The sequence below is a fragment of the Enterobacter cloacae genome (assembly GCF_011078175.1).
GTDB classification, from domain to species: domain Bacteria; phylum Pseudomonadota; class Gammaproteobacteria; order Enterobacterales; family Enterobacteriaceae; genus Enterobacter; species Enterobacter cloacae_Q.
In genome coordinates, this window is the sequence record NZ_JAALCJ010000010.1 from 78,700 (window position 1) to 101,042 (window position 22,343).

Below are 22,343 nucleotides of genomic sequence, written 5' to 3' on the forward strand. Positions count from 1 at the left end.
AAATTTTTCTCCTTTGCGGTTAATTCTCAACCGCAGAGTAAAACTACATAGCAATGTCGTAATGAACCAAGGAGTGACCCATGCAGGTCAGCAGAAGGCAGTTCTTTAAGATCTGCGCTGGCGGTATGGCAGGCACCACGGCGGCGGCACTGGGCTTTGCGCCCGGTGTAGCGCTGGCGGAAACACGGCAGTATAAACTGCTGCGCACCCGCGAAACCCGTAACACCTGTACGTACTGCTCCGTCGGCTGTGGGCTGTTAATGTATAGCCTCGGCGACGGTGCGAAAAACGCCAAAGCATCTATTTTCCACATCGAAGGCGATCCGGATCACCCGGTCAACCGTGGTGCACTCTGCCCGAAAGGGGCCGGTCTGGTAGATTTTATCCACTCCGAAAGCCGCCTGAAGTTTCCTGAGTATCGCGCTCCCGGCTCTGACAAATGGCAGCAAATCAGCTGGGAAGAAGCGTTCGATCGCATCGCTAAGCTGATGAAAGAAGACCGCGATGCCAACTTCATCGCGCAGAATGCCGAAGGCACCACCGTTAACCGTTGGCTCTCCACCGGCATGCTGTGTGCTTCAGCGTCCAGTAACGAAACCGGCTATTTAACCCAGAAATTTACGCGCGCACTCGGTATGCTCGCGGTCGACAACCAGGCGCGTGTCTGACACGGACCAACGGTAGCAAGTCTTGCTCCAACATTTGGTCGCGGTGCGATGACCAACCACTGGGTCGACATCAAGAACGCCAACCTTATTGTGGTGATGGGCGGTAACGCCGCTGAAGCGCACCCTGTCGGGTTCCGCTGGGCGATGGAAGCCAAAATCCACAACGGTGCGAAACTGATTGTGATCGATCCCCGCTTTACGCGTACGGCGTCAGTGGCGGATTTCTACACCCCTATTCGTTCAGGTACTGACATCACTTTCCTGTCAGGCGTATTGCTGTACCTGATGAGCAACGAAAAATATAACCGCGAGTACACCGAAGCCTATACCAACGCCAGCCTGATCGTGCGTGAGGATTACAGCTTCGAAGATGGCCTGTTCAGCGGTTACGACGCCGAAAAACGCAAATACGACAAAACCAGCTGGAACTACGAGCTGGATGAAAACGGCTTTGCGAAGCGCGATACCACCCTGCAACATCCGCGCTGCGTGTGGAACCTGCTGAAAGAGCACGTCTCCCGCTACACGCCGGAGGTTGTCGAAAACATCTGCGGTACGCCGAAGGCGGACTTCCTGAAGGTGTGCGAGCTGATTGCGGAAACCAGCGCGAAAGACAAAACCGCGTCGTTCCTGTATGCGCTCGGCTGGACGCAGCACTCCATTGGCGCGCAGAACATCCGCACCATGGCGATGGTTCAGCTCCTGCTCGGCAACATGGGGATGGCCGGTGGCGGCGTGAACGCCCTGCGCGGTCACTCCAACATTCAGGGTCTGACCGACCTCGGCCTGCTGTCGCAAAGCCTGACGGGTTATATGAACCTGCCAAGCGAAAAACAGACCGACCTGCAAACCTACCTCACGGCCAGCACGCCAAAACCGCTGCTCGAAGGCCAGGTGAACTACTGGGGCAACTATCCGAAGTTCTTCGTCTCAATGATGAAGGCCTTCTTCGGTGACAAAGCGACGGCGGAAAACAGCTGGGGCTTTGACTGGCTGCCGAAGTGGGACAAAGGCTACGACGTGCTTCAGTATTTCGAGATGATGCACCAGGGCCAGGTCAACGGCTATATCTGCCAGGGCTTTAACCCGGTGGCGTCGTTCCCGAACAAGAACAAGGTTGTTGAGTCTCTGTCGAAGCTGAAGTTCCTGGTGACGATTGACCCGCTCAATACCGAAACGTCGACGTTCTGGCAGAACCACGGTGAGTCGAACGACGTCGATCCGTCGAAGATTCAAACCGAAGTGTTCCGTCTGCCGTCAACCTGCTTCGCGGAAGAGAACGGGTCTATCGTCAACTCTGGCCGCTGGTTGCAGTGGCACTGGAAAGGCGCGGACGCCCCGGGCATCGCCCTGAACGACGGCGAGATCCTGGCCGGCATCTTCTTACGCCTGCGTAAAATGTACGCGTCTGAAGGCGGCGTAACCCCTGAGCCGGTGCTGAACATGACCTGGAACTACTCGACGCCAGAGAATCCGTCTCCGGAAGAAGTGGCGATGGAGAGCAACGGTAAGGCGCTGGCGGACGTTATCGACCCGGCGACCGGTGCGGTGCTGGCGAAGAAAGGCGATCAGCTCAGTACCTTCGCCCATCTGCGCGATGACGGTACAACGTCAAGCGGCTGTTGGATCTTCGCCGGTAGCTGGACGCCGAAAGGCAACCAGATGGCCAACCGCGATAATGCCGACCCGTCAGGGCTGGGCAATACGCTGGGCTGGGCATGGTCCTGGCCGCTGAACCGCCGCATTCTTTATAACCGTGCCTCCGCTGACCCGCAGGGCAACCCGTGGGATCCGAAGCGTCAGCTGCTGAAGTGGGACGGCGCGAAATGGGGTGGCGTGGATATTCCTGACTACAGCACCGCGCCTCCGGGCAGCGATGTCGGGCCGTTTATCATGCAGCCTGAAGGGATGGGACGTCTGTTTGCTATCGACAAGATGGCGGAAGGGCCGTTCCCGGAACACTACGAGCCGTTTGAAACGCCGCTGGGTACTAACCCGCTGCACCCGAACGTGGTCTCTAACCCGGCAGCCCGTATCTTCAAGGGCGATTTTGAAGCGCTGGGTAAAAAGGACAAGTTCCCGTATGTCGGCACCACTTACCGTCTGACCGAGCACTTCCACTACTGGACCAAGCACGCGCTGCTTAACGCCATCGCGCAGCCGGAACAGTTTGTGGAGATCGGCGAGAAGCTGGCGAACAAACTCGGCATCGCCCATGGCGATACCGTGAAGGTCTCCTCTAACCGCGGCTACATTAAAGCCAAGGCGGTGGTGACCAAGCGTATTCGCACGCTGAACGTTCACGGACAGCAGGTGGATACCATCGGTATTCCAATTCACTGGGGTTATGAGGGCGTGGCGAAAAAAGGGTTCATTGCGAACACCCTGACGCCGTTCGTCGGTGATGCGAACACGCAGACGCCGGAGTTTAAGGCCTTCCTCGTGAACGTGGAAAAGGTGTAACGGAGACGACCTATGGCTTATCAATCTCAAGACATTATCCGTCGTTCCGCGACTAACGGTTTCACGCCCGCGCCTCAGGCGCGGGATCACCAGCAGGAAGTGGCGAAGCTTATCGACGTGACCACCTGTATCGGCTGTAAAGCCTGTCAGGTGGCCTGTTCAGAGTGGAACGACATCCGTGACGAAGTGGGTCACAACGTCGGGGTGTACGACAACCCGGCGGACCTGACCGCCAAGTCCTGGACGGTAATGCGTTTCTCGGAAGTGGAGCAGAACGACAAACTGGAATGGCTTATCCGCAAAGACGGCTGTATGCACTGTGCGGATCCGGGCTGCCTGAAGGCGTGTCCGTCAGAAGGGGCTATCATTCAGTATGCCAACGGCATCGTCGACTTCCAGTCCGAGCAGTGCATTGGCTGCGGCTACTGCATCGCGGGCTGTCCGTTTGACGTGCCGCGCATGAACCCGGAAGACAACCGCGTCTACAAATGCACGCTGTGCGTAGACCGCGTTAACGTCGGCCAGGAGCCAGCCTGCGTGAAGACCTGTCCAACCGGCGCCATTCATTTTGGCTCTAAAGAGGATATGAAAACGCTGGCGGCAGAGCGCGTGGGCGAGCTGAAAACCCGCGGTTACGACAACGCTGGCCTGTACGATCCGGCCGGGGTTGGCGGTACGCACGTGATGTACGTGCTGCACCACGCCGACAAGCCGAATCTGTACCACGGCCTGCCGGAGAACCCGGAAATCAGCGCCACGGTGAAGTTCTGGAAAGGCATCTGGAAACCGCTGGCCGCGGTGGGCTTTGCTGCCACCTTCGCAGCGAGCATCTTCCACTACGTCGGCGTCGGTCCGAACCGTGCGGAAGAGGAAGACGACAACCTGCATGAAGAGAAAGACGAGGTGCGCAAATGAGAAAACGTGACACCATCGTGCGCTACACCGCGCCGGAACGCATCAACCACTGGGTCACCGCCTTCTGCTTCATGCTGGCGGCGATAAGCGGGCTGGGGTTCTTCTTCCCGTCCTTCAACTGGCTGATGCAGATCATGGGGACACCGCAGCTGGCGCGTATACTGCACCCGTTTGTTGGCGTCATCATGTTCGCGTCGTTTATCATCATGTTTTTCCGATACTGGCACCATAACCTAATCAATCGGGATGATATCTTTTGGGCGAAGAATATTCGTAAGATCGTCGTCAACGAGGAAGTAGGTGATACCGGGCGTTATAACTTCGGCCAGAAATGCGTATTCTGGGCGGCGATTATCTTCCTGGTCCTGTTGCTGGTCAGCGGCGTGATCATCTGGCGTCCGTACTTTGCGCCTGCTTTCTCAATCCCGGTGATCCGATTCGCGCTGATGCTGCATTCATTTGCCGCAGTGGCGTTAATTGTGGTTATCATGGTGCATATTTACGCCGCCCTCTGGGTGAAAGGCACCATTACCGCGATGGTGGAAGGCTGGGTAACCAGTACGTGGGCGAAGAAACATCACCCGCGCTGGTACCGTGAAGTCCGCCAGAAACAGGAAAAGTCATCTGAATGAGTATTCGCATAATCCCGCAAGATGAGCTGGGGTCGAGCGAGAAACGTACGGCGGAGTATATTCCGCCGTTGTTATTCCCCAGACTCAAGAACCTCTACAACCGCCGCGCGGAGCGTCTGCGCGAGCTGGCAGAGAACAACCCGCTGGGCGATTTTCTGCGTTTTGCCGCGCTTGTCGCCCACGCGCAGGAAGTGGTGCTGTACGACCATCCGCTACAAATGGACCTGACCGCACGCATCAAAGAAGCCAACGAGCAGGGCAAACCGCCGCTGGATATTCACGTCCTGCCGCGCGACAAACACTGGCATAAGCTACTGTATTCCCTGATCGCCGAGCTGAAGCCGGAGATGAGCGGCACGGCGCTGGCGGTCATTGAGAACCTGGAAAAAGCCTCCGATCAGGAGCTGGAAGAGATGGCGAACGCGCTGTTTGCCTCCGACTTCTCGCTGGTGAGCAGCGATAAAGCGCCGTTCATCTGGGCTGCGCTGTCTCTTTACTGGGCGCAAATGGCGAGCCTGATCCCAGGCAAAGCCCGCGCCGAATACGGCGAAGCGCGCCAGTTCTGTCCGGTGTGTGGTTCAATGCCGGTCTCCAGCATGGTACAGATTGGTACAACGCAGGGGCTGCGCTATCTGCACTGCAACCTGTGTGAAACCGAGTGGCACGTGGTGCGCGTGAAGTGCAGCAACTGCGAGCAGACCCGCGATCTGAACTACTGGTCGCTGGAAAATGAAGAAGCGGCGGTGAAAGCAGAAAGCTGCGGCGACTGCGGGACCTACCTGAAGATTCTGTATCAGGAAAAAGACCCGAAAGTCGAAGCCGTGGCCGACGATCTCGCCTCGCTGATTCTGGACGCGAAGATGGAGCAGGAGGGCTTTGCCCGCAGCTCGATCAACCCGTTCCTGTTCCCGGGTGAAGGGGAGTAATCTCCATAAAGGCCCGGTGAGCCTCAGTGCAACCGGGCTAATTACTGCGATAGCGCAGGGATGACATGTTGAGGGTCGTTAGCAATCGCGCGCAACAGCGCTTTAGCCGGACCTGTAGGTGAGCGTCTGCCTTGTTCCCAGTTACGCAATGTATCAACGCTGACAGAGATTAAGGTCGCGAATTTACTCTGCGACAACCCGGATGCCTGACGAATTTCTTTTATTTTCATCGCATCGATTTGAAAGGTACGCGACGGCTCGCGTTGGCCCTCGGCAATCTCGTTCATTTGCCCAATGCTTTGGGTTAACCGCTCAAACAACGCCTTATCCATTTACCACCTCTCTATCATCTTTTTCAGAATGGCTTTCTCCTCCGTGGACAGGTCATCTTTAATCCCTTTGCGATAGATGAGCAGCATCCTGATTTCAAACTCGCGCGTACGATGAAAATAGATAACTCTTACACCACCGCGTTTTCCCCTGCCGCCTGAAAGCCAACGAATCTTTCGTAAGCCTCCCGTGTTCTGGATCAGAACGCCATAATCAGGTTGCGTAGCCAGGAAAACCTGAAGCTTATGGTATTCGTCGTCATCCAGTAACGTTTTGACGTCTTCTGTGAAGATATCCGTTTCAATGAAAAGCATAAAACATACGCCATTGGCTTATAGTAGCAAATATCAAACGTACGTCAATGACGTACCCCTATGAGAGTTACGTTATTAAGGTTTCGGCTACTAATCCATTTATTTCATTGAGTGCAGTAGGTTTCTTCGAGCCTTTTTCCAGAACTTAAAATCCAACCAAATATTCCGCAGAAGAAGGGATGAAGATCAGAGAAAGGTCGTTAACGCTGCAAGAGATAGCGGCAAGGAAAAAGCGTAACTGAGTTGATGGGCAGGGATGGTCAAAACCTGATTGACGGTGCTCACCCACATGATTACGGGCAGCATGCCATATTCTCTCTTTATGCGGATGACCCATTTTTGTCATCCGCATTTTGCATCAGCAAAGGGTTCCTTTATTACATTTAGAGTAGCAACGCTACTCCTCCTCGTTCCCACCCTCTTCATACGCGCCATACGGCTTCGCAGGCAGAACGATATAGGTGCCTTCAAACACCGCGCCAGGCGTATCATCGCCAAACAGCTCAACCTGCATCTGCACGCGTGCTTTACGTCCACGCGCCAGGCGGTCGAGATCGCCGCCCAGTGCGCCCAGGTCGGCCACCGCGCTCGGCTTGCCGCTGATCGGCGCGCTGTAACGAATATGGGCATCGGCAAGAATAATAGTGCCGCCAAGATGGCGCTCGCGCAGCATCAGCCAGATCAGCCCCCAGCCGGTGAGCGTGGCGAGTGAAAACAGGCTGCCGGCAAACAGGGTATGGTGCGGGTTCTGGTTGCCGGTTTCCGGCATGGTGGTAATGAATTTTTGACCGGTATATTGCTGAATACGCACACCCATTTTTTCACTGAGCGGAATGTGCTGATACCACGCCTGCTGGAGCTGCCCGCACCAGTCGGCGCGATGGAGAATATCGTCCAGGGTGGCGATGGGTTTGATCATCAAAAAGTGACGAATCGGCGTAGTTTGCGGGGCAGTGATTTCCCCCTGATTCACGAAACCGAGCTTGGCAAAGAACTCAACGGCATCTTCGCGGGCGCTACAGGTGACGCGCTTAACCCCTTCCTGACGGGCAACGGATTCCAGCGTCATCGCCATCAGCGTTCCGAGGCCTTTGTCCTGTACGGAGGGGTGAACGGCCATAAAGCGGATAGAGGCTTCGTTGTCGGCATTGATATACAGACGTCCCACGGCTACGAGGTTGCCCTCTTCATCCACTACCATCTGGTGATGCGCCATCGCGTCCCAGGCGTCGCGTTCAGAGCCTTTCGGCTGATGCAGTGGCTTGCGCAGCATTTCCCAGCGGAAATGGTAATAAGCGTCTAATTCTTCTTCAGTTTGCGGTACTCGAAGGTGATACATAGCTGTACTCTCTCTTGTTACCCGCGGCCATGCCGCCAGTTGGCTCATACCTGGAGCCAGAATGTGACGGGGCCATCGTTCACCAGCGATACCTGCATATCCGCAGCGAATCGTCCGGTTTGTGTATTCATGTCCTGTTGGCGACAGCGCTCAACAAAGTACTCGTAAAGGGCTTCTGCGCGATCCGGCGCCGCGCCTTTTGAAAAACTCGGGCGCATGCCGCGTTCGGTATCGGCGGCCAGCGTAAACTGGGAGACCACCAGCACGCTGCCGCCAGCCTGCTGAACGTTCAGGTTCATCTTGCCTTCCGCATCGCTGAAAATCCGGTAGCCCAGCACGCGCTCGCACAGGCGGTTGGCTTTTTGTTCGTCATCATCCTTTTCGACACCCAGGAGCACCAAAAGTCCTGGGCCAATTTCACCCGTCACCTCTCCCTCCACGGTGACGCTGGCACGGGTTACGCGCTGAATCAATGCAATCATGGTTGGTCTGCTTCTTGTCGTTTTTCAGCTTCTGCTGCTTTTTTGAGTTCCCGGTAGACCCCGAGAGTGACAGTTATTTCGGCGCCAAGCAAGACGATACACCACGTCCAGTAGACCCAGACAAACAAAATGGGGATCACCGCCAGCACGCCGTAAATCAGCTGATATGAGGGGAACATGGTGATATAAAGCGCGAATCCTTTCTTGCCCAGCTCAAAGAGCAACGCCGCTATCAGCGCACCCACCACGGCATCCCGGTTGGGTACGCGCGTGGTTGGCACCACGCTATAGAGCAGCCAGAAGGAGAGCCACGATAAAATCAGCGGGAAGATACGCAGCACGTTATCGATCACGCTGTTTAAGTCGGTCGCCCAGCGCAGCGAAAGAAGGTAAGAGCTGATCGCCAGGCTTGCCCCCGCCAGCAATGGGCCAAGGGTTAAAATCATCCAGTAGACGGCAAAGGAGTAAACTTTCGGCCGGACTTTTTTGCTCCGCCAGATGGTGTTGAGCGCGCTGTCGATGGAGTACATCAGCAGCAGCGCGGTAACAATAAGCCCACACGCCCCTACCGCCGTCATCTTGCTGGAGTTGGCGACAAACTGTTCAATGTAATTCTGGATCACATCGCCGGTGGCAGGAATAAAGTTCGCAAAGACGAAATGGCGAAGCTGCATGCTCACATCGGCGAACATCGGAAACGCCGAAAAAAGCGCAAAAATCACTGCCACCAGCGGAACCAGCGAGAGCAACGATACGTAAGCGAGATTGCCCGCCAGCGTGGTCATGTTGTCCTCATCAATGCGATGCCAGAGGAGTTTCAGCCACGCCCTAAGCGGACGCGTATGATGATTGGCTTTTTGATGAACGGTTTTTAGCATAACTGCTTCACGAAGTAGTTCGGTATCGTCTCTTTTCCGGTCACCAGAATGGAGGTGATGCCCAACTGGTTAGCTCCCTCTATATTATCGGCGTTATCGTCAAAAAAGACCGCATCCGCCGCCGTCAATCCTTCTTCCTGCAATACCGCCTGATAGATGCGCGCCTCAGGTTTACGCATCCCCATCTCCTGGGAAAGATACACTTTATCTGCCGCCGCGTGGATTTCCGGGTATTCATCCGGCCAGAAGGTGGTATGCAGGCGGTTCGTATTTGATAGCACAACAACGCGATGCCCCTGCGCGCGCAGCTTATGCATGATGTCGATCACTTCCGGGCGGATCGCGACAAATATGGCCTGCCAGCCATGAGAAAACTGCTCGTAGCTTAACGAGAGACCCATTTCCTGGCAGAAACGCTCTGCAAACGCTTCGTCGCTGATCTCACCGCGCTCGTGCAGATGGAAAGTCTCACCCATCGCAAAATTCTGCTTTAACGTCGCCAGCGGAACACGGCTAAAATCGCTCCATGCGCCCAGCACCCGGTTAAAATCGATATCGACGATTACATTTCCTAAGTCAAAGATATAAAGCATGTTTATCTCCTTTCGCCGTGGAAAACTAACTGTAGCGGGAAAGAGAAACTTTAGCTATGCGCCAGATTCAGCTTAGAGAAAGGAAAGGCCCGAATCGCAATATCGGGCCATAAGACGATCAGCCAGCTTGCTGATCTTCTCCGAAATTGACTTCGACAACTTCGACCTTGCTGCATTTGAGGTGATTTTGCAGCGCCGAGCCGGGCAACTCATCGGTGAAAAGCGCCGTGGCCTGCGCCACGTTGCCAATTTCAACCGCCGCGGAGGCGTGATATTTCGTATGATCGGCTGCCAGTAAAATATGCCGGGAGTGGGCAAGCATGGTTTTCACCACGCTGGCTTCGTTAACATCAAATTCCATCATCGCACCGTCGTGTTCAATGGCCCCGACGCTGGTCACGAGGTAGTCCGCCCGGAAGCCAGACACAAACGCCGTTGCCGCCGGGCCGATAATGCCGCCGTTGTGCGGGCGCAGCGTGCCGCCCGGAACCATCACTTCAAAGCGCGGATTTTTATACAGAATATGCGCCACCCGCAGACTATTGGTGATGATGCGCAGATGATTATGGTTAAGCAGCGCCCGCGCAACGTGTTCCACGGTCGTCCCGATAGTGATAAAGATGGTCGAACCGTCGGGGATATAGTCCGCAATCGCTTCGGCAATCGCCCGTTTCTCTTCAGTCAGCGAGACTTCTCGCTGCTCGAACGCGGTGTTGACCACGCTGGATGCCCTGCCCGCACCGCCATGATGACGCGTGATCAGCCCCTGCTCGCTGAGCTTGCGAATATCCCGGCGCACGGTTTGCGTCGACACATCCAGCAGTTGTGCCAGTTCATCAATGTTCATATAGCCGCGATCGGCAATCAGCGTCAGCAGCTGATCGTGACGCGGGTTGCCGGTCAGTTCGGTAAGGCTCATGGGCTGTCCTCTGAAAACCATCACGCCCCGCATTTTATACAAAAAGTGACAAAAAAGAGCGGGTTTGATCACAGTCGGGTATACCCGCGCGCCCGCCGGGCCTGGTACATTTCAGGGCTGCGACGGCGCTGGCAAAACGCACCGCGTCAGTGGCGGACGCTTGCTGCGCCAGACTAACCGCCAGCGCACCGTGGAAAACGTCACCCGCTCCTGTTGTATCAACAACCTCAACCTCAAAGCCAGGCTGATGACATACCCTGCCGCTTTCCAGCCAGAAGCAGCCGTCCCGTCCCTGCGTAACGTACACATGTCCATTTGTGAGCATTTGTGCTTTTTTCAGCGCGCCTTCGGTTTCATCCCGCTGCGTTAAACGCCGCAGTCCCGGCGCGGAGAAGGCCGCGTGATCGCTTAAGGCGATCAGCTCCGTGATATCCTGCGGGGTAACATCCGCATCCAGCAATGTCGGTACGCCCTGCTGGCGGGCCAGGGTAAATGCCTGTTTTGCCCCGTCATGCCAGCGCACGTCGGCTAAGACAATGTCCCACTGGGAGAAATCGATTTCATGCAGCCAGTCTGCCGCCGCAGGCAGGTCGGGGCTGGGGTAGTTCGCAATTACGCGCTCCCCGCTGGCATCCACCAGCACCGCAGATTGTGACGATCGGGCACCGTTAAATATGCGCGTGTAGCGGGTGTTCACCCCCAGGGATTCCAGCTCCGCGAGCAGCCGTCTGCCGGTATCGTCGTCCCCCACCCGGCCAATAAAATCCACTTTCGCGCCCAGTTTCGCGGCAGCCACCGCCGCAGTAGCCGCGGGGCCGCCCCCCACTTCCGTATAGTCTTTCGCGACATATTTCCCACCTTCCTTCGGTAAATCATCGAGATACCAGATGCGATCCAGCACGGTAATGCCGACACAAACGATGCGAGTCATGGTGATTCCTTCTGCGATTTCTGATGCCTTCATTTTAATTTCACCAAATGTTTAAAAAGTGACCCGTGTCAATTTTTTGACTATAAATTACAAATACGATCAAAAACAGACACCACAAACGCGCAAAAATTGACACGATGTGACAGGAGAGAGGCATGTCAGCAATCGCATTTATCGGCTTAGGACAGATGGGCGCGCCAATGGCGAAAAATCTGTTGAAACAGGGCCACCAGCTTAACGTTTTTGATGTAAACCCGCAGGCGGTTCAGGCGCTGGTTGATAGCGGCGCTCGGGCGGCGGCAACGCCCGCTCAGGCCGCAACGGATGCCGAATTCGTGATCACTATGCTGCCAAACGGCGACCTGGTGCGCAGCGTGCTGTTCGGCGAGCACGGCGTGTGCGAAGGGTTATCCCGCGACGCGCTGGTGATTGATATGTCCACCATTCACCCGCTGCAAACCGATGCCCTGATCCGCGACATGGCTGAGCGTGGCTTCAGTCTGATGGACGTGCCCGTCGGACGCACCTCTGACCATGCCATTGCCGGCACGCTGCTCCTGCTCGCAGGCGGGACGGTGTCGCAGGTTGAGCGCGCCACCCCCGTATTAATGGCAATGGGCAATGAGCTGATTAACGCCGGCGGGCCGGGCATGGGCATCCGCGTGAAGCTCATCAATAACTACATGAGTATCGCCCTGAATGCCCTTTCCGCCGAGGCCGCCGTGCTGTGCGAAGCGCTTGGCCTCTCCTTTGACGTGGCGCTCAAGGTTATGAGCGGCACACCTGCGGGTAAAGGCCACTTCACGACATCCTGGCCGAACAAGGTGCTGAAAGGGGATCTTTCTCCCGCCTTCATGATCGACCTTGCACATAAGGATCTGGGGATCGCCCTCGACGTGGCCAACCAGCTCCACGTCCCGATGCCGCTGGGTGCCGCCTCCCGCGAAGTTTACAACCAGGCACGCGCCGCCGGGCGCGGGCGCGAAGACTGGACAGCCATTCTTGAACAGGTTCGCGCTTCTGCCGGGCTGAAAAAATCACACTGATACAAAAGGACTGAGGAATGACGATGTACACCCTGAAAGATATCACCCGACCTTCCGGCGGTTTTGCGATGCTGGCTGTGGATCAGCGTGAAGCAATGCGCCTGATGTTTGCAGCCGCAGGCGCGCCGGTGCCGGTAACCGACCAGCACCTGACGGATTTTAAGGTCAACGCGGCAAAAATTCTGTCGCCGTACGCCTCGGCGATCCTCGTCGACCAGCACTTCTGCTATCGCCAGATTGTCGAGCAGCAGGCCGTGGCCAAAAGCTGCGCGATGATTGTGGCAGCCGACGAGTTTATTCCGGGGAACGGTATTCCGGTCGACAGCGTGGTGATCGACAAGAACGTCGACGCGCAGGCGGTCAAACGCGATGGCGGCAAGGCGCTGAAGCTGCTGGTGCTGTGGCGCAGCGATGAAGATCCGCAGCAGCGCCTGGAGATGGTGAAGGCGTTCAATACGCTGTGCCACGACAACGGGCTGCTGAGCATTATCGAGCCGGTGGTGCGTCCACCGCGCCGCGGCGCCGCGTTTGACCGCGAGCAGGCGATTATCGATGCGGCCAAAGAGCTGGGCGATAGCGGTGCCGACCTCTACAAAGTGGAGATGCCGCTGTTCGGTAAAGGTACGCAGCAGGAACTGCTGGCCGCCTCGCAAAAGCTGAACGAGGAAATCAATATGCCGTGGGTGATCCTCTCTTCCGGCGTGGATGACAAGCTCTTCCCGCGCGCGGTGCAGGTTGCCATGCAAGCGGGCGCGTCAGGCTTTTTAGCCGGTCGCGCCGTGTGGTCGTCCGTGGTGGGGCTGCCGGATACTGAAATGATGCTGCGCGACGTCTCTGTGCCAAAACTACAGCGTCTGGGTGAGATCGTCGACGAAATGATGGCTCGCCGCTAAGAAGGAACCGAACATGAAATGGTTTAACACCCTGAGCCATAACCGCTGGCTCGAACAAGAGACCGACCGTATTTTCGATTTCGGTAAAAACGCCGCCGTGCCGACCGGCTTCGGCTGGCTGGGCAATAACGGCCAGGTGCGTAGCGATATGGGCACGCATCTGTGGATCACCGCCCGCATGCTGCACGTGTATGCAGTGGCCGCCAATATGGGTCGCCCCGGGGCGTATGCCCTGGTTGAGCACGGCATTAATGCCCTCAACGGCCCGCTGCGCGACAAACAGCACGGCGGCTGGTACGCCTGTGTTAACGATGAAGGCGCGATCGACGCCTCCAAGCAGGGCTATCAGCACTTCTTTGTGCTGCTGGGCGCGGCAAGTGCCGTCACCACTGGCCACCCGGCGGCCCGCAAACTGCTGGACGATGCGATTGAGGTGATCGAGCGCTATTTCTGGAGCGAGGAAGAACAAATGTGCCTCGAATCCTGGGACGAGGCCTTTAGCAAAACCGAAGATTATCGCGGCGGCAACGCCAACATGCACGCCGTGGAAGCCTTCCTGATCGTCTATGACGTCACGCACGACCGCAAGTGGCTCGACCGCGCCCTGCGCATCGCCTCGGTGATTATTCACGACGTGGCGCGCAAAGGGGAGTACCGCGTTAACGAACACTTCGACACGAACTGGAATCCAATCCGCGATTACAACATCGACAATCCTGCCCATCGCTTCCGCGCCTACGGCGGTACGCCGGGCCACTGGATTGAGTGGGGCCGCCTGATGTTGCACCTGCGCGCCGCGCTGGAAGCCCGTTTTGAAACCCCGCCGGAGTGGCTGCTGGACGATGCGAAAGGACTGTTCCACGCCACCATCCGCGACGCCTGGGCACCGGACGGGGCCGATGGTTTCGTCTACTCCGTAGGCTGGGACGGCAAGCCTATTGTCCGTGAACGCGTGCGCTGGCCAATCGTCGAGGCCATGGGCACGGCGTACGCGCTGTATACGGTCACTGGCGAGGCGCAGTACGAAGCCTGGTATCAGAAGTGGTGGGACTACTGCATCAAGTACCTGATGGACTACGAGAACGGTTCCTGGTGGCAGGAGCTGGATACCAATAACGAAGTGACCACCAAAGTCTGGGACGGCAAGCAGGATATTTACCATCTGCTGCACTGCCTGGTGATCCCCCGCCTGCCGCTGGCGCCGGGCTTAGCCCCTGCCGTAGCCGCCGGATTACTGGATAGCCTGGCCAAATAATAAAGACGGAGTTTTTATGCGTACCCTACACAATATAAATCTGAAAAATAATGAAAATGGTTTCACCCTCAGCTGGGAAAACCACCTGATTTTGTCCCACTCTGCGGATGCTCCCTGCCTGTGGATTGGCGCAGGTGAGGCGGATATCGAGATGTTTCGCGGCAATTTCAGCATCAAGGACAAACTGAACGAAAAGATCGCGCTGACGGACGCAACCGTCACGCAGCAAAGCGCGGGCTGGGCGATCCGCTTTACCCGTGGCGATGCGGTGAGCGCGACGCTGCTGGTGGGCGTCGATGCCGAAGGCCGTCTGGAGCTGAAGCTTAAAAACGATGCCACCCGCCATAACCGCATCTGGCTGCGGCTGGCGGCCCAGCCTGAAGATCACATTTACGGCTGCGGCGAGCAGTTCTCTTATTTCGATCTGCGCGGCAAGCCGTTCCCGCTATGGACCAGCGAACAGGGCGTGGGCCGTAACAAGCAAACCTACGTCACCTGGCAGGCCGACTGCAAAGAGAACGCGGGCGGCGATTACTACTGGACCTTCTTCCCGCAGCCCACCTTCGTGAGCACCCAGAAGTATTTCTGCCACGTGGACAACAGCTGCTATATGAACTTTGACTTCAGCGCGCCGGACTTCCACGAGCTGGCGTTCTGGGAAGATAACGCCACGCTGCGCTTCGATTGTGCCGAAACGTATGTCGATCTGCTGGAAAAACTCACCGGCCTGCTGGGGCGCCAGCCTGAACTGCCTGACTGGGTTTACGACGGCGTGACGCTGGGTATTCAGGGCGGCACCGAGGTCTGCCAGCAGAAGCTCGACGTCATGCGCAAAGGCGGCGTGAAGGTGAACGGCATCTGGGCGCAGGACTGGTCCGGCATTCGCATGACCTCCTTCGGCAAACGCGTGATGTGGAACTGGAAGTGGAACAGCGACCTGTATCCACAGCTCGACGAGCGTATTCCACAATGGAAACAGGAAGGCGTGCAGTTCCTCTCCTACATCAACCCGTACGTCGCCAGCGACAGAGACCTCTGCGAAGAGGCGGCGAAGCGCGGCTATCTGACCAAAGATGCCGACGGCAAGGACTACCACGTCGAGTTCGGCGAGTTCTACGCAGGCGTTATCGACCTGACCAATCCTGAAGCCTATGACTGGTACAAAGAGGTCATCAAAAAGAATCTGATCGAACTGGGCTGCGGCGGCTGGATGGCCGATTTCGGGGAATACCTGCCGACCGATACTTTCCTGCACAACGGCGTTAGCGCGGAGATTATGCATAACGCCTGGCCTGCCCTGTGGGCGAAGTGTAACTACGAGGCGCTGGAGGAGACCGGTAAGCTCGGCGAAATCCTGTTCTTCATGCGCGCGGGCTACACCGGTAGCCAGAAGCACTCGGTGATGATGTGGGCAGGGGATCAGAACGTCGACTGGAGCCTTGACGACGGTCTGGCATCCGTGGTGCCGGCTGCGCTCTCTCTGGCGATGACCGGGCATGGCCTGCACCACAGCGATATCGGCGGGTATACCACCCTGTTCGAGATGAAGCGCAGCAAAGAGCTGCTGCTGCGCTGGTGCGATTTCAGTGCTTTTACGCCGATGATGCGTACCCACGAAGGGAACCGTCCTGGCGATAACTGGCAGTTTGATGGCGATGCGGAAACCATCGCGCACTTCGCGCGCATGACCACCGTCTTCACCACGCTGAAGCCGTATATCAAAGCCGCCGTCGCGCAGAACGCCAAAAGCGGCCTGCCGGTGATGCGCCCGCTGTTCCTGCACTACGAGGACGACGCGCGCGCCTACACGCTGAAATACCAGTACCTGTTTGGCCGCGATCTGCTGGTGGCGCCGGTTCATGAAGAGGGACGCCGCGACTGGTCGCTCTATCTGCCGCAGGACACCTGGGTCAATGCGTGGACCGGCGAAACCTGCCTTGGCGGTGACGTGACCGTTGATGCCCCGCTCGGCAAGCCGCCGGTGTTCTATCGCCAGCACAGCGAATGGGCAGATCTGTTTAGCACCTTACGTCATATTTGATAAGGCTCGCCCGCAGGGAAACCTGCGGGCAGACGGAGAACAATAATGAGTCAACATACTTCCGATCCGGCAACCCTACGCCTGCCGTTTAAAGAAAAACTCGCCTACGGGATGGGCGACCTCGGCTCTAACATCCTGCTGGATATCGGCACGCTGTATCTGCTGAAGTTTTACACCGACGTGCTGGGGCTGCCTGGCACCTACGGTGGGATCATCTTCCTGATTGCGAAGTTTTTTACCGCCTTCACCGACATGGGCACCGGGATCATGCTCGACTCCCGGCGCAAAATCGGCCCGAAAGGGAAATTCCGCCCGTTCGTGCTGTACGCGGCGTTCCCGGTGACCCTGCTGGCGATTGCCAACTTCGTCGGCACACCGTTTGAGGTAACCGGCAAAACGGTGATGGCAACCGTGTTGTTTATGCTGTACGGCCTGTTCTTCAGCATGATGAACTGTTCTTACGGCGCGATGGTGCCCGCCATTACCAAAAACCCGGACGAGCGCGCCTCGCTGGCCGCGTGGCGTCAGGGCGGCGCCACGCTTGGCCTGCTGCTCTGTACCGTCGGCTTTGTCCCGGTGATGAACCTGATTGAAGGTAACGACCAGCTTGGCTACATCTTTGCCGCGACCCTGTTTTCGCTGTTCGGGCTGTTCTTTATGTGGTGGTGCTATAAGGGCGTTACCGAGCGTTACGTCGAGACGCAGCCTGCTAACCCGACGCAGAAACCGGGGCTGTTGCAGTCGTTTCGCGCCATCGCCGGGAACCGTCCGCTGTTTATCCTGTGCATCGCTAACCTGTGCACGCTGGGTGCTTTTAACGTCAAACTCGCCATCCAGGTCTACTACACGCAATACGTGCTGAACGACCCGATCCTGCTGTCGTATATGGGCTTCTTCAGCATGGGCTGTATTTTTATCGGCGTCTTTATGATGCCCGGCGCGGTGCGGCGTTTCGGCAAGAAAAAGGTTTACATCAGCGGGCTGACGATTTGGGTGGCAGGCGACCTGCTCAACTACTTCTTCGGCGGCGGCTCGGTGAGTTTCGTGGCGTTCTCCTGCCTGGCGTTTTTCGGTTCCGCGTTCGTGAACAGCCTGAACTGGGCGCTGGTCTCCGATACCGTGGAGTATGGCGAGTGGCGCACCGGCGTGCGCTCCGAGGGGACGGTCTATACCGGCTTTACCTTCTTCCGTAAGGTATCCCAGGCGCTGGCGGGCTTCTTCCCGGGGATCATGCTGACGCAGATCGGCTATGTGCCCAACGTGGTGCAATCCGCCGGCACGGTTGAAGGGCTGCGGCAGCTGATATTTATCTACCCGAGCCTGCTGGCGGTTATCACCATCGTGGCGATGGGCTGCTTCTACAACCTCAACGAGAAGATGTATGTGCGCATCGTGGAAGAAATTGAACTGCGCAAACGTACGGCATAAATGACGAGATAGAGCGCCCTGCGGGGCGCTCTGAGGATCGACCATGAAACATAATACTGATCCGTTAACCCTGAAACTGAGCCTGCGTGAGAAGTGCGCCTACGGGATGGGCGATTTTGGCTCGAATCTGATGCTGTGTATTGGCACGCTGTATCTGCTGAAGTTTTACACCGATGAACTGGGCATGCCGGCGTTCTATGGCGGCATTATTTTCCTCGTCGCCAAGTTTTTCACCGCGTTTACCGACATGCTGACCGGGGTGCTGCTGGACTCCCGGCGTAATATCGGCGCGCGGGGGAAATTCCGGCCATTCATTCTCTACGCCTCCGTCCCGGTGGCGCTGGTGGCCACGGCGCAGTTTATGGCCAACGACTTTAGCCTGACGGTGAAAACGGCGCTCGCCACGGTGCTCTTTATGCTGTTTGGCCTCAGCTATAGCCTGATGAATTGCTCTTACGGCGCGATGGTTCCGGCGATAACCAAAAACCCGAACGAGCGCGCGCAGCTTGCCGCCTGGCGTCAGGGCGGCGCAACGGTGGGGCTGCTGCTCTGCACCGTCGGCTTTATGCCGATTCAGGCGCTATTCGTCAGCCAATCCTCACTCGGTTATCTGGTGGCCGCGCTGGTGTTTGTGACGGGTGGCCTGTTCTGCATGTGGTGGTGCTACAGCGGGGTGAAAGAGCGCTACGTGGAGCTCACGCCCGATCACCATAAGCCCGGCATTCTGAAATCGTTCTGCGCGATTTTCCGCAATCCGCCGCTGCTGGTGCTGTGCATCGCCAACCTGTGTACCCTCGCCGCGTTTAACATCAAGCTGGCGATTCAGGTCTATTACACCCAGTACGTGCTGAACGATCTGCACCTGCTGTCGTGGATGGGCTTTTTCAGCATGGGCTGCATTCTGATTGGCGTGTTTCTGGTGCCCGGCGCGGTGAAGCGCTTCGGCAAGAAGCCGGTCTATCTGGGTGGGCTGACGCTGTGGGCAGTGGGCGACGTGCTGAATTTCTTCTGGGGGACCAGCTCCCTGCTGTTCGTGCTCTTTTCCTGCATGGCCTTTTTCGGCACGGCGTTTGTGAACAGCCTGAACTGGGCGCTGGTGCCAGATACCGTCGATTACGGCGAATGGAAAACCGGCATCCGCGCCGAGGGGTCGGTTTACACCGGTTACACCTTCTCGCGCAAAATATCCGCCGCCCTCGCTGGCTTCCTGCCAGGCATCATGCTGACCCAGATTGGCTACGTTCCCCATGCCGTGCAGAGCGCGGGCACGCTGCTTGGGTTGCGTCAGCTTATTTTCCTCTGGCCGTGCGGCCTGGCGATCGTTGCCGCCGTCACCATGGGGCTGTTTTATAAACTCAACGAAGCGCGCTTCGCCTTTATTATCGAGGAGATTGGAAAACGGAAAAAACAATCAGCGAATACCCCTGAGATAACCACCAACAATAAAGCGTCAGCAGTCACTTTATAACAATAAATCCGGCCAATATGTCCTTCCTGTTTATCAGGAGGAAGGCCTTTCTGTACCTGATACATGGACAAATTATGAAAAGAATCATCACCGTACTGATCGTGTCGTCTGTGTCCTGCCCGGTTTTTGCCGGAGCCTATGTTGAAACGCGCGAAGCTTACAACACCGCCTCTGAGCTGCACGAGGTGATCCTCCGTGCGGGCTATAACTTCGATATGGGCGCGGGACTGATGTTCACCAATGCCTATAACGTGGGGAAATGGGATGAGCTAAAGCACAGCTATAACGAAATCGAGGGGTGGTATCCATATCCACTCTTCAAACCGACCGACAAACTGACCTTTCAGCCCGGCGGGTTAATTAACGACAGCAGCGCAGGATCGGGTGGCGCGGTTTATTTAGATACCAACTATAAATTTACGGACTGGTTTAATCTGACGTTCCGCTATCGCTATAACCATAACAATTACGATACGCCGGACTATAACGGGCAGATGGATAAGAACGACACGCATGAATTCGCCAACTACTGGAACTTCAAAGTGACGGATGCGTTTTTCTACACCTTTGAGCCGCACTTTTTCCAGCGGGTGAATGATTACCACAGCAAAAATGGCAAAGACCATCACTGGGAAATCACCAATAAATTCAGCTATAAGATCGACAGAAACTGGCTGCCGTATCTTGAGCTACAGTGGCTGGACCGATGGAATGATTACAACCGCGAGCAGTACCGGATCCGTTTAGGGTTGCGGTATTCGTTCTAATAAAAAAGCCGCTGATCGCTCAGCGGCTTTTCGTTGCCGGGTGGCGCTTGCGCTTACCCGGCCTACGGCATAACCGAATTACTCTTCTTTCGCACCGCGCATAGCACGTTTACGATCGTTCTCGGTCAGGTGACGTTTACGGATACGAATTGACTGAGGCGTCACTTCGACCAGTTCGTCATCATCGATGAATTCCAGAGCCTGCTCCAGCGTCATCTTGATCGGTGGAACCAGAACCGTTGCTTCGTCAGTACCGGACGCACGCATGTTGGTCAGTTTCTTACCGGTCAGGCAGTTTACGGTCAGGTCGTTAGAACGGCTGTGAATACCGATGATCTGGCCTTCGTAAACTTCAGCACCGTGGCCCAGGAACAGCTTACCGCGGTCCTGCAAACCGAACAGCGCAAACGCAACCGCTTTACCCTGACCGTTGGAGATCAGTACGCCGTTGTTACGCTGGCCCACTTCGCCCGGACGAACGTCGTCGTAGTGGCTGAAGGTGGAGTACAGCAGACCGGTACCAGAAGTCATGGTCATGAACTCAGAACGGAAGCCGATCAGGCCACGGCTTGGGATCACGTAGTCGAGACGTACGCGGCCTTTGCCATCTGGATTCATGTTTTTCAGGTCGCCTTTACGCTCACCCAGTGCCTGCATCACAGAACCCTGGTGCTGCTCTTCAACGTCCAGCGTTACGTTTTCGAATGGCTCTTGTTTACGGCCATCGATTTCGCGGAAGATAACTTTCGGACGGGAAACCGCCATCTCGAAACCTTCACGACGCATGTTCTCAATCAGAACAGACAGGTGCAGCTCACCACGACCGGAAACGCGGAATGCATCAGCGTCTTCGGTTTCTTCAACGCGCAGCGCAACGTTGTGCACCAGCTCTTTGTTCAGGCGGTCAAGGATCTGACGAGAGGTAACAAACTTACCTTCTTTACCACAGAACGGAGAGGTGTTGACGTTGAAGAACATGGATACGGTTGGTTCATCAACGGACAGGGCTGGCAGCGCTTCGACGTTCTGCGGATCGCAGATGGTGTCGGAGATATTCAGTTCACCCAGGCCGGTGATGGCGATAATGTCGCCCGCTTCAGCAATGTCGCTCTCGATACGCTCAAGACCCAGGTGAGTCAGCACTTTACCGACTTTACCGTTACGGGTTTTACCTTCGCTATCGATGATAGTGACCTGCTGGTTAGGCTTCACTTTACCGCGCTTGATACGACCAATGCCGATTACGCCAACGTAGTTGTTGTAGTCGAGCTGGGAGATCTGCATTTGCAGGGTGCCTTCCAGGTCAACGTTTGGCGCAGGAACGCGGTCAACAATCGTCTGGTACAGCGGAGTCATGTCTTCCGCCATGTCTTCGTGATCCAGACCGGCGATACCGTTCAGCGCAGACGCATAAACGATAGGGAAGTCCAGCTGTTCGTCGGTCGCGTCGAGGTTAACGAACAGGTCGAAGACCTGGTCAACAACCCAGTCAGGACGCGCACCAGGACGGTCAACCTTGTTGATCACAACGATAGGTTTCAGGCCATGGGCAAATGCTTTTTTGGTCACGAAGCGCGTTTGCGGCATAGGGCCATCAAATGCGTCAACCACCAGCAGCACGGAATCCACCATGGACATCACGCGCTCAACTTCACCACCGAAGTCGGCGTGCCCTGGGGTATCAACGATGTTGATACGGTAGTCATTCCATTTGATAGCGGTGTTTTTGGCGAGGATGGTAATCCCACGCTCTTTCTCCAAATCGTTGGAGTCCATCACACGCTCTTGAGTTTCGGCACGAGCATCAAACGTACCGGACTGCTGTAGCAGCTTATCAACCAGGGTAGTTTTACCATGGTCGACGTGCGCGATGATGGCGATATTACGCAATTTTTCGATCACAACTTTGCCTCAGGCATTTAGAAATAGCGCGTTATTGTACACGGATTAATCGCACTACAAAACAGGATCACAAACATCCCCCGCAAACAAGTATTGCAGAGATGCTTTGTGATCGCTTTCACGGAGCGGTAAAAGGGCACTTTAACGTAAATT

General features: G+C 56.4%; 20 protein-coding genes. 11 read left to right on the forward strand and 9 right to left on the reverse strand.

What is annotated here, in order from left to right:
• Window positions 1-80: 80 nt before the first annotated feature.
• Genes fdnG through fdhE form a run of 4 tightly spaced genes read left to right on the forward strand, consistent with a single transcriptional unit; the run spans window position 81 to window position 5,604 of the window.
• Window positions 81-3,131, forward strand: coding sequence for a formate dehydrogenase-N subunit alpha (gene fdnG / locus G6Q29_RS19190; protein WP_165466752.1), 3,051 nt, complete (start codon window positions 81-83; stop codon window positions 3,129-3,131).
• A gap of 12 nt (window positions 3,132-3,143) precedes the next feature.
• Window positions 3,144-4,046: a formate dehydrogenase subunit beta gene (gene fdxH / locus G6Q29_RS19195; RefSeq protein ID WP_003861960.1), complete on the forward strand. Its 903-nt coding sequence runs from the start codon at window positions 3,144-3,146 to the stop codon at window positions 4,044-4,046.
• Window positions 4,043-4,678 carry a formate dehydrogenase cytochrome b556 subunit gene (gene fdoI / locus G6Q29_RS19200; protein WP_008501832.1) on the forward strand — a complete coding sequence of 212 codons (636 nt, stop codon included), beginning with the start codon at window positions 4,043-4,045 and terminating at the stop codon, window positions 4,676-4,678. The genes fdxH and fdoI overlap by 4 nt, the downstream gene beginning before the upstream one ends.
• Window positions 4,675-5,604, forward strand: a complete 930-nt coding sequence (fdhE, locus tag G6Q29_RS19205; protein WP_165466753.1) for a formate dehydrogenase accessory protein FdhE — start codon at window positions 4,675-4,677, stop codon at window positions 5,602-5,604. The genes fdoI and fdhE overlap by 4 nt, the downstream gene beginning before the upstream one ends.
• 41 nt (window positions 5,605-5,645) lie before the next feature.
• Here fdhE and nadS read toward each other — a convergent pair whose 3' ends face one another.
• The 8 genes from nadS to G6Q29_RS19245 all read right to left on the reverse strand — a co-directional run bounded on the left by nadS (window position 5,646) and on the right by G6Q29_RS19245 (window position 11,390).
• Complete coding sequence (nadS, locus tag G6Q29_RS19210; protein ID WP_165466754.1) at window positions 5,646-5,936, reverse strand: NadS family protein; 291 nt, start codon at window positions 5,934-5,936, stop codon at window positions 5,646-5,648.
• Window positions 5,937-6,248 (reverse strand): type II toxin-antitoxin system RelE/ParE family toxin, encoded by a 312-nt coding sequence (locus G6Q29_RS19215; protein WP_165466755.1) that lies wholly within the window; start codon window positions 6,246-6,248, stop codon window positions 5,937-5,939.
• 397 nt (window positions 6,249-6,645) lie between these two features.
• On the reverse strand, window positions 6,646-7,587 hold the full coding sequence (gene fabY, locus G6Q29_RS19220; RefSeq protein ID WP_165466756.1) for a fatty acid biosynthesis protein FabY: 942 nt from the start codon (window positions 7,585-7,587) through the stop codon (window positions 6,646-6,648).
• A 44-nt stretch (window positions 7,588-7,631) separates the two neighbouring features.
• The gene (gene dtd, locus G6Q29_RS19225) at window positions 7,632-8,069 is read right to left on the reverse strand and encodes a D-aminoacyl-tRNA deacylase (protein WP_006808716.1); all 438 of its coding nucleotides are present in this window, start codon (window positions 8,067-8,069) and stop codon (window positions 7,632-7,634) included.
• Window positions 8,066-8,947, reverse strand: coding sequence for a virulence factor BrkB family protein (locus tag G6Q29_RS19230; RefSeq protein WP_165466757.1), 882 nt, complete (start codon window positions 8,945-8,947; stop codon window positions 8,066-8,068). Before G6Q29_RS19230 ends, dtd begins: the two co-directional genes overlap by 4 nt.
• Window positions 8,941-9,540, reverse strand: a complete 600-nt coding sequence (yihX, locus tag G6Q29_RS19235; protein ID WP_165466758.1) for a glucose-1-phosphatase — start codon at window positions 9,538-9,540, stop codon at window positions 8,941-8,943. Before yihX ends, G6Q29_RS19230 begins: the two co-directional genes overlap by 7 nt.
• 118 nt (window positions 9,541-9,658) lie before the next feature.
• Window positions 9,659-10,459 (reverse strand): DeoR/GlpR family DNA-binding transcription regulator, encoded by an 801-nt coding sequence (locus G6Q29_RS19240; RefSeq protein WP_165466759.1) that lies wholly within the window; start codon window positions 10,457-10,459, stop codon window positions 9,659-9,661.
• A gap of 34 nt (window positions 10,460-10,493) precedes the next feature.
• On the reverse strand, window positions 10,494-11,390 hold the full coding sequence (locus G6Q29_RS19245; RefSeq protein ID WP_165466760.1) for a sugar kinase: 897 nt from the start codon (window positions 11,388-11,390) through the stop codon (window positions 10,494-10,496).
• Window positions 11,391-11,545: 155 nt separating this feature from the next.
• Here G6Q29_RS19245 and yihU point away from each other — a divergent pair, with 155 nt between their 5' ends.
• From yihU to ompL, 7 genes are all read left to right on the forward strand, one after another.
• Window positions 11,546-12,436: a sulfolactaldehyde 3-reductase gene (gene yihU / locus G6Q29_RS19250; RefSeq protein ID WP_165466761.1), complete on the forward strand. Its 891-nt coding sequence runs from the start codon at window positions 11,546-11,548 to the stop codon at window positions 12,434-12,436.
• A gap of 17 nt (window positions 12,437-12,453) precedes the next feature.
• Window positions 12,454-13,329: a sulfofructosephosphate aldolase gene (gene yihT / locus G6Q29_RS19255; RefSeq protein ID WP_165466762.1), complete on the forward strand. Its 876-nt coding sequence runs from the start codon at window positions 12,454-12,456 to the stop codon at window positions 13,327-13,329.
• 13 nt (window positions 13,330-13,342) lie between these two features.
• Window positions 13,343-14,584, forward strand: coding sequence for a sulfoquinovose isomerase (gene yihS / locus G6Q29_RS19260; protein WP_165466763.1), 1,242 nt, complete (start codon window positions 13,343-13,345; stop codon window positions 14,582-14,584).
• A gap of 16 nt (window positions 14,585-14,600) precedes the next feature.
• Window positions 14,601-16,625 (forward strand): alpha-glucosidase, encoded by a 2,025-nt coding sequence (locus G6Q29_RS19265; protein ID WP_165466764.1) that lies wholly within the window; start codon window positions 14,601-14,603, stop codon window positions 16,623-16,625.
• Between the two features lie 45 nt (window positions 16,626-16,670).
• The gene (locus G6Q29_RS19270; RefSeq protein ID WP_165466765.1) at window positions 16,671-18,053 is read left to right on the forward strand and encodes an MFS transporter; all 1,383 of its coding nucleotides are present in this window, start codon (window positions 16,671-16,673) and stop codon (window positions 18,051-18,053) included.
• A gap of 43 nt (window positions 18,054-18,096) precedes the next feature.
• A complete protein-coding gene (locus tag G6Q29_RS19275; RefSeq protein WP_165466766.1) occupies window positions 18,097-19,521 on the forward strand; it encodes an MFS transporter in 1,425 nt (474 codons plus the stop codon).
• A gap of 74 nt (window positions 19,522-19,595) precedes the next feature.
• On the forward strand, window positions 19,596-20,288 hold the full coding sequence (gene ompL / locus G6Q29_RS19280) for a porin OmpL (protein ID WP_165466767.1): 693 nt from the start codon (window positions 19,596-19,598) through the stop codon (window positions 20,286-20,288).
• 78 nt (window positions 20,289-20,366) lie between these two features.
• Here ompL and typA read toward each other — a convergent pair whose 3' ends face one another.
• Window positions 20,367-22,190, reverse strand: a complete 1,824-nt coding sequence (gene typA / locus G6Q29_RS19285; protein ID WP_006808726.1) for a ribosome-dependent GTPase TypA — start codon at window positions 22,188-22,190, stop codon at window positions 20,367-20,369.
• Window positions 22,191-22,343 lie beyond the last annotated feature (153 nt).

What these genes read in the sequence shown, in the direction of transcription:
- fdxH (WP_003861960.1), top strand. Translation starts at nt 3,144, where the DNA reads ATGGCTTATCAATCTCAAGACATTATCCGTCGTTCCGCGACTAACGGT.
- fdoI (WP_008501832.1), top strand. Translation starts at nt 4,043, where the DNA reads ATGAGAAAACGTGACACCATCGTGCGCTACACCGCGCCGGAACGCATC.
- fdhE (WP_165466753.1), top strand. Translation starts at nt 4,675, where the DNA reads ATGAGTATTCGCATAATCCCGCAAGATGAGCTGGGGTCGAGCGAGAAA.
- nadS (WP_165466754.1), bottom strand. Translation starts at nt 5,936, where the DNA reads ATGGATAAGGCGTTGTTTGAGCGGTTAACCCAAAGCATTGGGCAAATG.
- G6Q29_RS19215 (WP_165466755.1), bottom strand. Translation starts at nt 6,248, where the DNA reads ATGCTTTTCATTGAAACGGATATCTTCACAGAAGACGTCAAAACGTTA.
- fabY (WP_165466756.1), bottom strand. Translation starts at nt 7,587, where the DNA reads ATGTATCACCTTCGAGTACCGCAAACTGAAGAAGAATTAGACGCTTAT.
- dtd (WP_006808716.1), bottom strand. Translation starts at nt 8,069, where the DNA reads ATGATTGCATTGATTCAGCGCGTAACCCGTGCCAGCGTCACCGTGGAG.
- G6Q29_RS19230 (WP_165466757.1), bottom strand. Translation starts at nt 8,947, where the DNA reads ATGCTAAAAACCGTTCATCAAAAAGCCAATCATCATACGCGTCCGCTT.
- yihX (WP_165466758.1), bottom strand. Translation starts at nt 9,540, where the DNA reads ATGCTTTATATCTTTGACTTAGGAAATGTAATCGTCGATATCGATTTT.
- G6Q29_RS19240 (WP_165466759.1), bottom strand. Translation starts at nt 10,459, where the DNA reads ATGAGCCTTACCGAACTGACCGGCAACCCGCGTCACGATCAGCTGCTG.
- G6Q29_RS19245 (WP_165466760.1), bottom strand. Translation starts at nt 11,390, where the DNA reads ATGACTCGCATCGTTTGTGTCGGCATTACCGTGCTGGATCGCATCTGG.
- yihU (WP_165466761.1), top strand. Translation starts at nt 11,546, where the DNA reads ATGTCAGCAATCGCATTTATCGGCTTAGGACAGATGGGCGCGCCAATG.
- yihT (WP_165466762.1), top strand. Translation starts at nt 12,454, where the DNA reads ATGACGATGTACACCCTGAAAGATATCACCCGACCTTCCGGCGGTTTT.
- yihS (WP_165466763.1), top strand. Translation starts at nt 13,343, where the DNA reads ATGAAATGGTTTAACACCCTGAGCCATAACCGCTGGCTCGAACAAGAG.
- G6Q29_RS19265 (WP_165466764.1), top strand. Translation starts at nt 14,601, where the DNA reads ATGCGTACCCTACACAATATAAATCTGAAAAATAATGAAAATGGTTTC.
- G6Q29_RS19270 (WP_165466765.1), top strand. Translation starts at nt 16,671, where the DNA reads ATGAGTCAACATACTTCCGATCCGGCAACCCTACGCCTGCCGTTTAAA.
- G6Q29_RS19275 (WP_165466766.1), top strand. Translation starts at nt 18,097, where the DNA reads ATGAAACATAATACTGATCCGTTAACCCTGAAACTGAGCCTGCGTGAG.
- ompL (WP_165466767.1), top strand. Translation starts at nt 19,596, where the DNA reads ATGAAAAGAATCATCACCGTACTGATCGTGTCGTCTGTGTCCTGCCCG.